This is a genomic window from Synechococcus sp. R65.1 (assembly GCF_047461755.1).
Lineage (GTDB): Bacteria > Cyanobacteriota > Cyanobacteriia > Thermostichales > Thermostichaceae > Thermostichus.
This window is the reverse complement of sequence record NZ_JANSHU010000024.1, coordinates 18459-32651: the sequence shown is the minus strand read 5'-3', so window position 1 is coordinate 32651 and position 14193 is coordinate 18459. Positions and strand designations below refer to the sequence as shown.

At 58.5% G+C, this 14193-nt stretch carries 13 protein-coding genes; 11 read left to right on the top strand and 2 right to left on the bottom strand.

What is annotated here, in order from left to right; all coding sequences use genetic code 11:
- On the bottom strand, positions 1–209 hold a 209-nt coding region (locus tag NW814_RS09725), incomplete at its 3' end, for a COX15/CtaA family protein (protein ID WP_414406142.1).
- Positions 210–736: 527 nt separating this feature from the next.
- On the opposite strand from NW814_RS09725, the gene NW814_RS09720 reads away from it, so the two are divergent.
- The 3 genes from NW814_RS09720 to NW814_RS09710 all read left to right on the top strand — a co-directional run bounded on the left by NW814_RS09720 (position 737) and on the right by NW814_RS09710 (position 4207).
- Positions 737–1750 carry a cytochrome c oxidase subunit II gene (locus tag NW814_RS09720; RefSeq protein ID WP_414406141.1) on the top strand — a complete coding sequence of 338 codons (1014 nt, stop codon included), beginning with the start codon at positions 737–739 and terminating at the stop codon, positions 1748–1750.
- A 19-nt stretch (positions 1751–1769) separates the two neighbouring features.
- The gene (ctaD, locus tag NW814_RS09715; protein WP_414406140.1) at positions 1770–3479 is read left to right on the top strand and encodes a cytochrome c oxidase subunit I; all 1710 of its coding nucleotides are present in this window, start codon (positions 1770–1772) and stop codon (positions 3477–3479) included.
- Between the two features lie 116 nt (positions 3480–3595).
- The gene (locus NW814_RS09710; protein ID WP_011430356.1) at positions 3596–4207 is read left to right on the top strand and encodes a heme-copper oxidase subunit III; all 612 of its coding nucleotides are present in this window, start codon (positions 3596–3598) and stop codon (positions 4205–4207) included.
- An 86-nt stretch (positions 4208–4293) separates the two neighbouring features.
- On the opposite strand, the gene holA is transcribed toward NW814_RS09710, so the two are convergent.
- On the bottom strand, positions 4294–5271 hold the full coding sequence (holA, locus tag NW814_RS09705; protein WP_011430355.1) for a DNA polymerase III subunit delta: 978 nt from the start codon (positions 5269–5271) through the stop codon (positions 4294–4296).
- Positions 5272–5541: 270 nt separating this feature from the next.
- Between holA and NW814_RS09700 the strand changes: the two genes are divergently transcribed.
- The 8 genes from NW814_RS09700 to NW814_RS09665 all read left to right on the top strand — a co-directional run bounded on the left by NW814_RS09700 (position 5542) and on the right by NW814_RS09665 (position 14055).
- Positions 5542–5751: a hypothetical protein gene (locus tag NW814_RS09700; RefSeq protein ID WP_011430354.1), complete on the top strand. Its 210-nt coding sequence runs from the start codon at positions 5542–5544 to the stop codon at positions 5749–5751.
- 160 nt (positions 5752–5911) lie between these two features.
- Positions 5912–7336: an IctB family putative bicarbonate transporter gene (locus tag NW814_RS09695; RefSeq protein WP_414406139.1), complete on the top strand. Its 1425-nt coding sequence runs from the start codon at positions 5912–5914 to the stop codon at positions 7334–7336.
- Positions 7337–7401: 65 nt separating this feature from the next.
- Entirely contained in the window at positions 7402–7740 is a 339-nt protein-coding gene (locus NW814_RS09690; RefSeq protein WP_414406138.1) for a P-II family nitrogen regulator, read from the top strand.
- A gap of 119 nt (positions 7741–7859) precedes the next feature.
- Positions 7860–9266 carry an ammonium transporter gene (locus NW814_RS09685; protein WP_414406137.1) on the top strand — a complete coding sequence of 469 codons (1407 nt, stop codon included), beginning with the start codon at positions 7860–7862 and terminating at the stop codon, positions 9264–9266.
- A gap of 97 nt (positions 9267–9363) precedes the next feature.
- Positions 9364–10071 carry a 2-C-methyl-D-erythritol 4-phosphate cytidylyltransferase gene (gene ispD / locus NW814_RS09680; protein ID WP_414406136.1) on the top strand — a complete coding sequence of 236 codons (708 nt, stop codon included), beginning with the start codon at positions 9364–9366 and terminating at the stop codon, positions 10069–10071.
- Between the two features lie 46 nt (positions 10072–10117).
- On the top strand, positions 10118–10912 hold the full coding sequence (gene cobM / locus NW814_RS09675) for a precorrin-4 C(11)-methyltransferase (RefSeq protein ID WP_414406135.1): 795 nt from the start codon (positions 10118–10120) through the stop codon (positions 10910–10912).
- Between the two features lie 79 nt (positions 10913–10991).
- Positions 10992–12719 carry an ABC transporter permease gene (locus NW814_RS09670; protein WP_414406134.1) on the top strand — a complete coding sequence of 576 codons (1728 nt, stop codon included), beginning with the start codon at positions 10992–10994 and terminating at the stop codon, positions 12717–12719.
- A 7-nt stretch (positions 12720–12726) separates the two neighbouring features.
- Positions 12727–14055: a nitrate/sulfonate/bicarbonate ABC transporter ATP-binding protein gene (locus tag NW814_RS09665; protein ID WP_414406133.1), complete on the top strand. Its 1329-nt coding sequence runs from the start codon at positions 12727–12729 to the stop codon at positions 14053–14055.
- Positions 14056–14193: the final 138 nt, after the last annotated feature.

Below are 14193 nucleotides of genomic sequence, written 5' to 3'. Positions count from 1 at the left end.
ACCAGCGTGGCCAAGCCCACACCGGCAGCCACCAGGCGGTGAAACCACTCCAGAAACACCTGCAGGTTCATCTGCTCGGTGGGCAGCAGCTCTCCATAGCAGAGAGGCCAGTCTGGACAGGCAAGTCCAGCATTCATAACTCGAGTCGCACTGCCTAGCCCCATCAACAGCCAAGTGGCCGCTGCTAGACCCAGCAAAGCTCGCCCCATGCGCAGGGAAATCTCCCTCCCTGGCAAGGGAAAGGCCTCCGGCCCGCTGGCGCGAACGGGACAAGAAGAGAGGAGGTGAGATCGAGAAATTGAGGGGTCCATTGCAGTTGAAAAAATACTTCAATCAGATCTGCCTCTAGAGAGAGGTCAACACTCTGCACTAAAAAGTCAAGACCAACAGCCAATGGTAATTTCAGTTACCGAATTCAGCCTATCTAGCTGCCCACTAGCTGGGTTAGTAGCCACTCAGAGGCAGAGGGGAGGTCTTTCTGCAACGGATTCTAAATGTGGCTTTGCGGTTGGCAAAGGCTTTTTAAGAATTTCTTTGTGCTGAGCTACGCTTCCTCAGTAGACGGCCGCTGTGAAGCTAGGGATCCGGCGCTCCGACCGAGATCCCGAAAAGATCCCTAAGGACAGACACTTCTCTCCAGCTCCTGCAAGTTGAATGGAAATGAGTACAAGCCTGCTCTGGCTCTGCTGACAGAATCTGCTGGAGTGGGCAGGCAGTAGCAGGGGGATGAGCAGCTGTGAGTGCCCTCAAAAATATCCTTTTGGTGGGGATTGGGGTTCTGTTAGCCCTAGCCAGCCTCTGGTATGGCCAGAATCACCATCTCCTCCCCGAAGCGGCAGCCAACTCAGCTCCCCTCTTCGATAGCCTCTTCAACAGCACCATCACCATCGCCACCGGCATCTTTCTGGTGGTGGAAGGGGTGCTCCTCTACTGTGTCATCCGCTACCGCAAGCGACGGGGGGAGCACGGCGACGGGGATCCCAGTCACGGCAATGTGCTGTTGGAGATCGTGTGGACAGCAGTGCCGGCTCTGATCATCCTTTGGTTGGGCCTAGCCAGCATAGATGTCTACCAGGCTATTTACGGAGGCACCAATGTGGGCGGGCATATGCACGCGGCCATGGGGATGGGCTCTTCCGAGGAAGCCAAGGCAGGGGAGCCGGGCTATGCCTATACCCCTGTGGTGCTACCTAGGAAAGAGATGGGCCAGCCGGATCTAGTGGTTCAGGTGCAGGGCATGCAATACGGTTGGCTGTTTACCTATGAATCGGGCTTGGTGACTAGTGAGCTCCACCTTCCCCTCAACAGGCGGGTGCGCTTGAATATGACGGCCCTTGATGTCAACCATGCCTTCTGGGTGCCGCAATTTCGCCTAAAGCAGGATCTCATTCCAGGCCGAGAGACCCACCTGGAGTTTGTGCCTACCCAGTTGGGGACTTACCCCATCATTTGTGCGGAGCTGTGCGGCCCCTACCACGGGGTAATGGCTACGCAATTGATTGTGGAAAGACCAGAAGACTTCGAGCGCTGGCAGCAGGAGCAACTTTTAGCCGCTCGCGGCGATAGCAGTGCCCTAGCTCTTGCTGCAGACTCTCCTACCACCCATCATCACCCTCTGGCTGATTCCCCTGCGGCTGCTTCGGCTTTTGCCCAAGTCCACCACCAGCGTTTGGGGGTCTCGCCTGCGGATTTGACCTCTCTCAAACTCCACAAGGACTCCGTCCCGCTGACGCGAACGGGAACAGGCTGAAACTAGGAGCTTTTTTGCAATGACTCAGCTACAGGACAATCCTAGCCTCGTTGCTGCCCCCAGGGGCAGCCTGGAGCCGCCTGCAGAACCTTGGTGGCGCTTCTTGACCTTCTCCACGGATCACAAGGTCATCGGGATCCAGTACTTGGTGACCACCTTTTTCTTCTACTTGGTGGGGGGAGCGCTGGCTGTAGCAGTACGAGCCGAGCTGGCTACCCCAGAGGCGGACTTTCTTGGCTTTGAGCGGTACAATGGCGCCTTTACCCTGCACGCCACGATCATGATCTTTTTGTGGATCGTGCCGGCTTTGGTGGGGGGCTTCGGCAATTACCTCGTGCCGCTGATGATTGGGGCACGGGACATGGCCTTTCCCAAGCTCAATGCAGTGGCCTTTTGGCTGGTTCCGCCCTCAGGGATCCTGCTTTTGGCCAGCCTGTTCATAGAGGCTCCGGCTGCCGGCTGGACTTCCTACCCGCCCCTCAGCTTGATCAGCGGCAAAGTGGGCGAAGAACTCTGGATCCTGAGCATTTTGCTGGCAGGAACCTCCTCCATCCTGGCAGCCGTGAACTTCATCACCACCATCCTGAAGATGCGCATGCCCGGCATGAAGATGGAAGACATGCCGCTGTTTTGCTGGGCCATGCTGGCAGCGTCTATTCTTACCCTCATTGCAACGCCAGTTTTGGCCGGCGCGTTGATCTTGCTGAGTTTTGACCTGTTGGCGGGCACGTCCTTTTTTAACCCCAGCGGTGGCGGGGATCCGGTGGTGTACCAGCACATGTTCTGGTTTTACTCCCACCCGGCGGTTTACATCATGATCTTGCCGGTCTTCGGTATCATCTCCGAGATTTTGCCGGTGCATGCCCGCAAGCCCATCTTTGCCTACAAGGCCATCGCCTATTCCAGCTTGGCCATTTGCTTTTTGGGGTTGATCGTCTGGGCGCACCACATGTTTACCAGCGGCACCCCGGACTGGATGCGGGTGTTCTTCATGATTGCTACTATGTCCGTTGCTGTTCCCACGGGGATCAAGGTGTTTAGTTGGCTAGCTACTTTGTGGGGCGGCAAAATCCACTTCCGGTCGGCCATGCTGTTTGGCCTTGGCTTTATCTCGATGTTTGTCATCGGGGGGTTGAGCGGCATTATCCTCGCTTCAGTGCCCCTGGATATCCACGTCCACGACACCTACTTTGTGGTGGCCCACCTGCACTATGTGTTGTTCGGCGGCAGCGTGTTCGGGATCTATGCCGGCATCTACCACTGGTTCCCCAAGATGACCGGGCGGCTGCTGAACGAGTTCTGGGGGCGGGTGCATTTTGCGCTAACCTTTGTCGGCTTCAACATGTGCTTTTTGCCAATGCACAAGCTGGGCCTGATGGGGATGCCCCGCCGCGTGGCCCAGTACGATCCCCAATTTGCCGACCTCAACTGGATTAGCTCCGTGGGGGCCTTTATTCTTGCCATTTCCACGCTGCCCTTCTTGGTTAACGCCATCTACTCCTGGGTGGCCGGGCCCAGGGCCGGAGACAACCCCTGGCAGGCTCTAACCCTGGAGTGGGCGACTTCTTCCCCGCCGCCTGCCCACAACTTCTACGGGGATCCCATTCTGCTGACCGGCCCCTACGACTACGGCCTGCACAGCAAGGAGACTTTGGATTACTTTGCCGCCCAGTTGCAGAGCTTGCGGGAGCTGGCGTTGGCGGAAGCAGAGCCTACGACTTCTTCTTAGCAGGGGGTCTCCATCTTCTACTCACCGGGCATTCCAGTCTTGATCCCGGCTGGGCTGGCCACACGGTCTCAGGAATTCTAAGGTTCGATTGGTTTATTTTTTGAGTGGAGAAGAATATGCAAGGATCCCTTGCTGCTGATGCCTTGATAGCCGGCCACACTCAGGCCCACACCGCTCACGCTGAGCACCCAGATCATCGCATTTTTGGTCTGCTGATGTTCTTGGTGGCGGAAGGCTGCTTATTCTTGGGCCTGTTCATGGCCTACTTGGCTTACAGCCTCACGGCCCCCGTCTGGCCGCCGGAAGGGACGCCGGAGCGGGAATTGCTCTTGCCTGGGATCAACACGGCGATTTTGCTCGCCAGCAGCTTGGTTATCCACCAGGCCAAGCCCGCCATCCAGGCCAATAACGTCAAGGGGCTACGGCTGTGGTTTGCCCTCACTGCCCTGATGGGTGCGATTTTCTTGGCCGGGCAGCTCTACGAGTACAGCCACCTGGAGTTTGGCCTTACCACCAACTTGTTTGCCAGCACCTTCTATGTCTTGACCGGGTTTCACGGGCTACATGTGGCGGCGGGGCTGCTGTTTATTTTGGCGGTGCTTTGGCGATCCCTGAAGCCGGGTCACTACAGCGCCCAACACTACTTTGGCGTCGAGGCTGCTGAGATCTACTGGCACTTTGTGGATGGGGTTTGGATTGTGCTGTTTATCCTGCTCTACCTACTCTGAGTTCCGAAGAGGGATCCTCCCTGGTGAAGGATCTGATCCCGGTGGGTAGGCTGCCCGTTGCTAGAACTGTCCCTGAACGAAAAGGCTCAGGATTTCTGGAGAATGGCCACAATCTGGATCAGAGCCTCTTGAAACACTTCTCGCTCCGGTTGACCTTGCTTGAGCTGATACTCCAGTTGTAAAAGTTGCTGCATCACCTGCAGCAGCGCCGAGCTTTTTAGGGATCCCACCTCTTTTTGGAGAAAATAAACCCGGTTGGGATTGGCAATCTCTGCTTTTTGGGCGATGACTTTGGGATCCCGTTCTCCCTCCTCCAGCAATAGCTTTACCCACAGCCAGGTGCGAAATTGCCCCACCAACACCGCCAGGATCTTCAGGGCCGGCTCGTTGTGATCCAAAAGATGGGCCAGGATGCGCAGGGCCTGATCCAAGTTGCCCTGGCGCAGGGAGGCGGCCAGTTGAAAGCTGTTGTAGGCGCTGGCGGGCACCAAAGCCTCGATTTGCTCAGGGGAGATGGGATCCCGTTGGTTGACCGTAAACAAAGCCAGCTTTTCCAGTTCCATCGCCAAGCGGCGGGAGTCGTTGCCCACGGCTTCCGCCAACTTCTGGGCTGCCTCTGGGCTGAGCTTGAGATCCCGCTGCCGGGCCTCGCTGTATACCTGCCTCAGGATACCCTCTTCATCCCAGGGGGCCAGTTGGGGAAACTCGCGGGCAAGGGCCACTTGCTTGAGGAGCTTGGTGGATTTGAGCCGTCCATCGGGCTTGTTGCGGGTGGTCAACAACAAATGGGTGGTGGGGGGTAAAGAGGCTAACGTCCGCTCCAGTTCCCTTACCCACTCTTCCGGACAATCCTGGGTGAGCGTCGTCTCTTCCAGCCAAACCAGGCGAGCGTTGGATCCCAGGGGCGGGGTCATGGCCAGGTTAAGTCCGGCCAGTGTGGACTCCGGCGGCAGGCGATCGTAGTTAAAAGCGGCCCAGTCGGGATCCAGCACTTGCTCCCGCAACTGGTGCACCGCCTGCATCAGCCGATAGGTGTCATCTCCCCAGTAAAGGTAGACAGGCATACTCCCCCAAGTCCCCTCAGCTTGGTCTCCAGCTTTTTTCCGTAGTTTCTCTAGGCGTTATTTTGCTTACGTTAATCAGCGGCAGGTTCCGGGTCTTTATCCGGGATCTTCCGGAGAAAGCCTGGCCAAGTTTCAGCTTCTTTTCTCTCTAAAAAAACGCCAGCTTTGCATGATCTAGCTTGGCAAATTCTGTATTCCCACTGAAGAACTATCATCAATCTTCTCCTAAGCTGAGCTTAGAGACGGGGTTGGAGGGAGGGCTGCAAGCGTATGGACACCATTGGCGAACTGGAGTTCAAGGTGCAGGTTTTAGCCCGCTGCCTGGGATCTGCTCTGGGTTTAGGCCGGCCTATTCGTGTGCAAATTCATTATTGTAATCCCCAAGTCTTCAATGCAGGCCAGTTGGGAGCAGGGGTTTCCCCTTTCAACTCTGAAGAGGTTGGGAAATCCCAGCCCCACCCGCTAGCCTCGTTTGCCTAAAGGGCGCTTCGAGGTCGGCGAGGCAGCTAACTCTAGCAATGAGTCTGCGAGTTCTAGAAGGGGGATCCCGCTTGCCTTCCCGCCCTTGCCCCTGTTCGCTGGGGAGATAAACTCGGAAGATAGGCCTGAAGCACAAGTGCCCAGGGCGCTGGAAGGAGCCATGGAACGAGCAACGCGACTGTGGCGCGGCCTGCTGCTGCGGGATTTTCCTATCGAGTCCTGGTGGCAGGGCAGCCTTTTAAGCCGAGTGTCGGGATCCCTGCGGAGTTGGGGCAAAAGCAGCCTACTGGTGCAAACCTCTGACTGGATCGGTTTGGGCCTGGTGCTGCTGTATTGGGTCTTTTCGGCGCAAAGCTCCACCGGCATCCTAGGTCTGATTTTGCTGGCCATGGCGGCGCTTGTGGTCTTGGGCTGGCTGGTGGAAACCCCAACTTGGCTGCCCGTCCATCTGCCCCTAGGCCTGTTTTGGGGAATTGCCACCCTGGCCACGATCCTTTCGCCGGTTCCCTATGCAGCGCGGGAGGGCTGGCTGAAGTTGACGCTCTACCTGGCCGGCTATCTGCTGCTGCAGCGTCTGCTTCGCCAACTGCAGTTTCGGGATTGGATCGTCGGATCCCTGCTTTTGGTCAGCTTGGCGATGGGGGTCTATGGCCTGCGGCAATACTTTTACGGGGCAGCAGAACTGGCCACCTGGGTAGATCCGGAGTCAGGCTTGGCGGGCCTGACGCGGGTGTACAGCTATCTGCGCAACCCCAATCTGTATGGGGGCTACCTGGTTCCGCTTGTTCCTCTAGGTCTGGCCGCAGTTTTCCTCTGGCCAGGCTGGGGAGTAAAGCTCCTAGTTGGTTTTACAACAGCCGTCAACCTCCTCTGCTTGGTCCTGACCTACAGTCGCGGCGCCTGGATTGGCGGCCTAGCAGCGCTGGGAATGATGGCGGTGCTGCTGGCGCAATGGCATACCCCCCGCCTGCCGGCCCGCTGGCGACGATGGACAGTGCCGACCTTGTTGGGAGGGGGCGCAGCTGCGCTGCTGCTTGCGATCTTGACGGTACGCCCCCTGCGGCTAAGGGTTCGGAGTCTCTTTTGGGGAAGGCTGGATACCAGCAACAATTTTCGTCTCAACGTCTGGGCGGCAGTGTTGGACATGATCCGCGACTTTCCCATCTTGGGGATCGGCCCGGGCAATGTTGCCTTTAGCCGCGTCTATCCCCTCTACCAGCGGGGCAACTTCAGCGCCCTCGGGGCCTATTCCGTGCCGCTGCAACTTACCGTGGAGACTGGCTTTCTTGGATCCCTGGCTTTTGCCTGGTTTTTGCTGGTGCTCTGGGATCACGGCTGGAGATGCTGGAACAGGTTGCTTAGCTCCCGGGATCCCGAGGGCCTGTGGGTGGCCGCAGGCTTAGCGGCTTGCACTGGCATGATGGCCCACGGGCTGGTGGACACCATCTGGTACCGCCCTCAGGTGCAGATGCTGTGGTGGCTGGCGGTGGCTCTCGTTACAGCCAAGCTGGCTTCCTCCAGGACTCAGCCTTCGTCTAATAGTCCCAGAGGGAAGCTCCTCTCGCCGTCACAAGACTGTATCTGAAGTTACAACTTGCGGGGGATAGCGATGCTAAAAGTGAGCCGAGCTATCTGGGGCAGAGAAAGCAAATGAAGAAGATTGAAGCTATCATTCGGCCCTTCAAGCTTGATGAGGTGAAGGTAGCCCTGGTTAATGCCGGAATTGTCGGCATGACCGTAACCGAGGTGCGGGGGTTTGGTCGGCAGAAAGGACAGACTGAGCGCTATCGGGGATCCGAGTACACCGTCGAGTTCCTGCAGAAGCTAAAGGTGGAGATCGTGGTCGAGGATGACCTGGTGGATACGGTGGTGGAGAAGCTAATTGCAGCAGCTCGCACGGGCGAAATTGGGGACGGCAAGATTTTCATCAGCCCCGTCGAGAAAACCATCCGCATCCGCACCGGTGAAATGAACCAAGACGCCCTGTGAAGGAGCTGTTTTTGCAGTCTCTCACCTCAGCCTCATCTTGGCTTGGGAGGTGGCAGGGCGTATCTTTTCGTTGTAATGGCGTTGCCAAAAGTACCGTCTCGCTAGGTGAGTCGAAAAACATGTCTACAATGATGATCCAAAGGCTCAAAGGCCAAGTAGTGCAGCGGCTCTGGCGACCAGCCCAGTGGGGCTTAGCTGCTGCGCTGACGATTTCCCTGGTTTTTCTACTTGGTCAGGAGAGCGCCTTCGCTCAGGATGCCGAAGCTGTCCAGAAAAACGCCAACACCATCTGGACACTGGTGGCGGCAGCCTTAGTGTTCTTCATGCAAGCTGGCTTTGCCATGGTGGAGACGGGCTTTACCCGCTCCAAAAATGCTGCCAACATCATGATGAAAAACCTAATGGACTTCTGCATGGGCTGCTGCGCCTTCTGGGTCATCGGGTTTGGCCTCATGTTCGGCAAAAGTGTTGGCTTCCTCGGCACCGACTGGTTTGCTTTTGGCTGGCAGCAGGCTTACGAGGCAGACGGCTGGCCCTTTACTTTCTTTGTCTTCCAGATGGTGTTTGCCGCCACTGCCGCCACCATTGTTTCCGGGGCCATGGCGGAGCGCACCAAGTTCTTGGCCTACCTCATCTACTCTATCGTCATCTCTGGGCTGATCTACCCCATCTCGGGGAGCTGGGCCTGGAATGGCCTGTTCGGCGACTACAACGGCGGCACCAAGGGCTGGTTGGAAAACCTGGGCTTTATCGACTTTGCCGGGTCAGGGGTGGTGCACCTGGTGGGAGGCGCTGCCGCATTGGCCGGGGCAATGGTGGTTGGCCCTCGCATTGGCAAGTATGGCCCTGACGGGGAGCCGCGGGCAATTCCTGGGCACAACCTGCCCCTGGGGATGCTTGGGGTGTTCATCCTCGCCTTTGGCTGGATTGGATTCAACGCTGGCTCGACCACTGCTGCCAGCCCTGATGTTGGCTGGATTGCTATGAACACGCTGCTGGCAGCTTCGGCAGGAGCCATTGGCGCGATGATCACCTGCTGGGTGCATTTTGGCAAGCCAGACATGACCTTTGCCGCTAACGGGGTACTGGCCGGCTTGGTAGGGATCACCGCTCCGTGCAATACCGTCCATCCTGGAGGGGCTCTGATCATCGGCTCGGTGGCCGGGATCCTGGTGGTGATCTCGGTGGTGATTTTGGATACGGTGCTGAAGGTTGACGACCCGGTGGGCGCCATTTCAGTACACGGTACCTGTGGCATCTGGGGGCTGTTGGCGGCAGGGATCCCTTGGTTTGCCCATGCCGAGTCAGGAGTGACCTGGGCGCAATTCGGGGTGCAGCTCGTGGGGGCTTTGGCCTATTTCTTCTGGCCCTTTATCACCTGCTGGATCCTGTTTTTGATCCTCAAGGCAACCGTTGGCCTGCGCACCAGTGCCGAAGAGGAGCTGGCCGGCTTGGATGTGGGCGAGCACGGCAACGTGGCCTACCCGGATTTTGTCAGCGCTGCAGCCAATTTGGAGCAGTCTTGAGGCGGGGCCGAGGGTTGCTGTGCCGGCAATCCTGAAGGGGGCCAAGCGGCCCCCCCTTACTTTAAACTGGAAGGCGGCTGGATGTTCTTGCAGCTTCATGCACCTCTTGATCCCGGCGGCCGGCAGTGGCAAGCGGATGGGGGCGACAGTCAACAAGCTGCTGTTGCCGCTTTTGGGCCGGCCAATTTTGGCTTGGACGCTGGAAGCTGCAGCTCGGGCCTGCTCCATTGAGTGGATTGGCATTCTCTGCCAGCCCCACGACTGGCCAGCCATCGAGGCCATCGTAGCGGCAGTTGCTCCGGCCAAGCCAGTACAGCTGCTGGTGGGAGGATCCACGCGGCAGGAGTCGGTTTACAGGGGAGTTGAGTATCTCTATAGCCTGGGAACGGTAGAACGGGTGCTGATCCACGATGGGGCCCGCTGCCTGGCTACGCCGGCGCTCTTTGATCGCTGCAGCGCTGCCCTACAGCAGGTGGATGGCTTGGTTGCGGCGATCCCTGTCAAAGACACGATTAAAGTGACCGAGAGCGGCCCCAAGGGGATCCAAATCCAAGCGACGCCAGAGCGCAGTCGACTGTGGGCAGCGCAAACGCCCCAGGGCTTTCGCCTGCCGTTGCTGTGGCAAGCCCATCGGGAGGCCCTGGCCCAAGGTTGGCAGGTAACTGATGATGCGGCCCTATTCGAGAAGCTGGGTTGGCCGGTTTACATCGTGGAAGGGGAGGAGTCCAATCTCAAGCTGACCACTCCCTTGGATATGCTGCTGGCAGCCCAAATCCTCCAGCAGCGTCTCGTCCCAGCCCCCTAGCTCCTACTGTTAGGAGGCACGCTGCGAGAGTAAAGAAAGAGAGTCAATGCCCAAGTCACCTTCGCCCTACTGGCCTGTCCACATTGTTGGCGCTGGCCCCGGGGATCCAGAGCTCATAACCCTGCGCGGCCAGAGAGTCCTCTCGCAAGCAGATGTAGTCTTCTACGCCGGATCTTTGGTGCCAGAGGGAATGCTGGCCCACTGTCGCCCTGGGGTTGAGGCCATCGACACGCGCTCCCTTACCCTAGAGACGTTGCTGCCGCAAATTGTGGAACGGGTCAAGGCAGGGCTGCGGGTGGTGCGGCTGCAGGATGGGGATCCCTGTCTTTACGGCGCTCTACACGAGCTGCTGGTTCGGTTGGCTGAGGCAGGGATCCCCTTTGAGATCGTGCCAGGGGTGAGCGCCTTTCAGCTAGCAGCGGCTCGTTTAGGGGTAGAGCTGACGGTGCCGGAAGTGGTGCAGACCATCATCCTCACCCGTGCCAGCGGTCGAACGCGCGTGCCGGAAGCAGAAGCTTTAGCCAGTCTAGCGGCTCACCGCGCCTCTTTGTGTCTGTACCTGAGCGCCCGCCACGTGGAACAGGCCCAGGCGGATCTCCTAGCCCACTATCCCGCCGATACCCCCGTTGCCATTTGCTACCGTTTGGGGTGGCCGGACGAGCAGATCTGGCTGGGATCCCTGGCGGAGATGGCTGCCCTTAGCCGGCAAGCTGGCCTAGAGCGCACGGTGCTCTATCTCATCAGCCCAGTGCTGCGGGGTCTGGCAGGAGGTGGCTTGGCTCGCTCGCGGCTCTACAGCCCTGACCACGCCCACCTCTTCCGCCCCAAGCTTCGCCACTAGACTCCCAGTCAGGTAGCTTCCCGCTCTGGCTAGGCGGGAAGGTGTACACTGGGTGCTGGCGTAGGCTGCCTCGAGGGAGATGCGGACTTTTCCTTCGCCGGAGGTGCTTCGACGGCTGCCAGCAGGGGCTGCCGATGGAGCCATCATTCTCGGCACGTTGGTTCTCCTGGCGGTAGTGGCCCAGGTGGGGGCAGGGGCTTTTGAGCAGTTTCAGCCGCCAGCCGTGGTGCCCCGAATCGACTTGGATCCGCGCAAGCTGCCCTACTATGCCGCCCGCTCCACCTTGCGCATGTTCATTGCCCTCGCCTTCTCCACTCTTTTCACCCTGATCTACGGGTATGTGGCTGCGAAAAGTCGCTGGGCAGAGCGAATTTTGATCCCCTTGCTAGACATCCTGCAATCAGTGCCGGTGTTGGGGTTCCTCTCCATTACTGTCACTGGCTTCATTGCCCTTTTTCCTGGCAGCTTGCTGGGACTGGAGGCGGCTTCTATCTTTGCCATCTTCACCAGCCAGGTCTGGAACATGACCTTTTCCTTCTACCAGTCCCTGCGCACTTTGCCGCAAGAGCTCGTGGAAGCTGCTACCCTGTATCGCCTCTCAGGCTGGCAGCGCTTTACCCAGTTGGAGCTGCCGGCGGCAATGGTCGGTCTCATCTGGAACGCCATGATGAGCTTTGGCGGGGGGTGGTTCTTTGTGGCCGCTAGCGAGGCCATTAGCGTGCTCAACCAGGAGTATACGCTGCCGGGCCTGGGATCCTACGTGGAAGCCGCCATTCAAGCCGAGGACTTGCCCAAGCTGGGGTGGGCGATCCTAACCATGGCAGTGGTGATCCTGCTGGTGGATCAGCTCTTCTGGCGGCCTCTGGTTGCTTGGTCAGACAAGTTTCGCCTGGAACAGAGCGCTGGGGCGGCTGTGCCGGAGTCCTGGCTGTATGATCTGCTCACCACCGCCCGGATCCCGCGGCTCATTGGCAGGGGGTTTTCCCCCTTGGCAGAGGGGGTGGATCGGCTGTTGGCCTACCTGACCCGCCCCCGCTGGGGAGATCCCCTCAGCCCCGAGGCTGAGCGGCGCCGTGAGCAGCTATTGACCCGGCTCTCCTGGTTGGCTATTGGCGGCCTTGGGGTTTGGATTGTCTATTTCGTATCCACCACCGTCGGCTTTGGGGAGGTGATGCTAGTCTTTGGCCTGGGGATCCTCACGCTGCTGCGGGTTAGTGTGCTCTTGGCTTTAGCCACTGTGGTCTGGACGCCAATTGGGGTGGCCATTGGCTTTAATCCACGCCTAGCGAAGCTGCTGCAGCCAGTGGTGCAGTTTCTAGCAGCTTTTCCGGCCAATTTTCTTTTTCCCTTTGCCACATTGCTTTTCATCCGCGCCCAGATCAGCATTGAGTGGGGCAGCATTTTGCTGATGTCTCTGGGAGCGCAGTGGTACATTCTCTTCAACTCCATTGCCGGCGCCCAGAGCATCCCCACCGATTTGCGAGAAATGGCTATGAATTTGGGTCTGCGGGGATGGAAGCTCTGGCAAAAGCTGATCATCCCAGGGATCTTCCCCGCCTGGGTCACTGGAGGAATAACAGCTAGCGGCGGTGCTTGGAATGCCAGCATTGTCTCCGAGATCGTAACCTGGGGAGCGACAACTCTAAAAGCTACGGGCCTAGGCACCTACATTGCCGAAGCAACCGCAGGGGGAGATTGGCCCCGCATTACCTTGGGCATTGGCATGATGAGTCTGTTTGTGGTAGGCATCAATCGCCTCTTCTGGCGGCGGTTGTATCAATTGGCAGAGGAAAAATATCACCTTTAGTCTTTCTATGAGCTCGGCAACTTCTCCTGTTTTGATTAAGGTTGAGAACGTCTACAAGCGCTTTCCTTTGCCCGAGGGCAAGGGAGAGTTTACAGTCTTAAGCCAGATTGATTTGGAGGTGCGGGCAGGGGAAGTCTTGGCTCTGCTGGGGCGCAGCGGCAGCGGCAAGAGTACCCTGCTGCGCATCATGGCAGGCTTGATCCCCCCTAGCCAAGGGCAGGTGTGGAGCAATGGCCGACCCCTGCGCGGCCCCAACCCCGACGTGGCCATGGTGTTTCAAAGCTTTGCCCTTCTGCCGTGGCTGACAGTACAAGAAAATGTGGAGCTGGGGCTAAAAGCGCAAGGGATCCCGCGCGAGATCCGGCGGCAAAAGGCTCTCAAGGCCATCGACCTGGTGGGGCTGGATGGATTTGAGAATGCCTACCCCAAGGAACTCTCGGGGGGCATGAAGCAGCGAGTGGGCTTTGCCCGCGCCTTTGTCTTGGAGCCGAAGGTGCTTTTCATGGACGAGCCCTTCAGCGCCCTGGACGTGCTGACAGCGGAGAACCTGCGGGGGGAGATCGACGAGCTGTGGAACACCCACGCCTTCCCTTCCCAGAGCATTCTCATCGTGACCCACAACATCGAAGAGGCGGTGTTTTTGGCGGATCGGGTAGTGATCCTGGGCTCCAAACCAGGGCGGATCCGGGGAGAGGTGAAAATCGACCTGCCGCGACCCCATGAACGTACGGATCCCCGATTTAAGTCCCTGGTGGACTACATCTACGAGATCATGACCAATCCGGAGATCCCGGTAACCAGTGAGGTGGCTGTCCCCAGGGCCCCCTCCCCCTACGCCTTGCCTCTACCCCACGCGCGGGTGGGCGGCATCAGCGGTCTGCTGGAGCTCATTGTGGAATGGCCGCAGGCACGGGTGGAAATTGCCGAGCTGGCTGAACGGCTGCAACTGGCCGTAGACGACCTGCTGCCGATTCTGGATGCAGCAGTGCTGTTGGGCTTTGCCGAGGTAACCGGCAGGGTGGTCCAACTCACCGAGATTGGCCAAGACTTTGCCAACACCACCATCCTGCGCAGCAAGGATCTCTTCCGGCAACAGCTACTGGCACGGGTGCCCGTGTTCCGCAGCATCCTGCAGACTCTGGAAGAAAAAAACAGCCGCTCCATGCGGGCGGACTTCTTCTTGGATCTCTGGGACGAGCATTTCCCGCATGAAGAGGCCGAGCGGCAGTTTGCCACTGCCATTGACTGGGGCCGCTATGCAGAGCTCTTTGAATACGATGCCTCAGAAGACCGACTCTACCTGCCGGAGCCAGGCGAGAGTTCCTCTGCGCAATAGCCCGTTGGTCTCAACGCTCCCTCTGAGCCTTTGTTAGATTTCGGAAAGTCCCAAAATTCGGTGATAGGATCACAGCACGCTAGAGGTATCTGGGGGCTCCCCTCCTCAGAACCTGATCTGATTCTTACCAGCGTAGGC

Bases quoted from the DNA above. Each gene is read 5' to 3' on its own strand.
- NW814_RS09685 (WP_414406137.1), top strand. From the start codon at position 7,860: ATGTCTACAATGATGATCCAAAGGCTCAAAGGCCAAGTAGTGCAGCGG.
- NW814_RS09695 (WP_414406139.1), top strand. From the start codon at position 5,912: ATGGAACGAGCAACGCGACTGTGGCGCGGCCTGCTGCTGCGGGATTTT.
- NW814_RS09710 (WP_011430356.1), top strand. From the start codon at position 3,596: ATGCAAGGATCCCTTGCTGCTGATGCCTTGATAGCCGGCCACACTCAG.
- NW814_RS09665 (WP_414406133.1), top strand. From the start codon at position 12,727: ATGAGCTCGGCAACTTCTCCTGTTTTGATTAAGGTTGAGAACGTCTAC.
- NW814_RS09670 (WP_414406134.1), top strand. From the start codon at position 10,992: ATGCGGACTTTTCCTTCGCCGGAGGTGCTTCGACGGCTGCCAGCAGGG.
- NW814_RS09700 (WP_011430354.1), top strand. From the start codon at position 5,542: ATGGACACCATTGGCGAACTGGAGTTCAAGGTGCAGGTTTTAGCCCGC.
- holA (WP_011430355.1), bottom strand. From the start codon at position 5,271: ATGCCTGTCTACCTTTACTGGGGAGATGACACCTATCGGCTGATGCAG.
- ispD (WP_414406136.1), top strand. From the start codon at position 9,364: ATGCACCTCTTGATCCCGGCGGCCGGCAGTGGCAAGCGGATGGGGGCG.
- ctaD (WP_414406140.1), top strand. From the start codon at position 1,770: ATGACTCAGCTACAGGACAATCCTAGCCTCGTTGCTGCCCCCAGGGGC.
- NW814_RS09690 (WP_414406138.1), top strand. From the start codon at position 7,402: ATGAAGAAGATTGAAGCTATCATTCGGCCCTTCAAGCTTGATGAGGTG.
- cobM (WP_414406135.1), top strand. From the start codon at position 10,118: ATGCCCAAGTCACCTTCGCCCTACTGGCCTGTCCACATTGTTGGCGCT.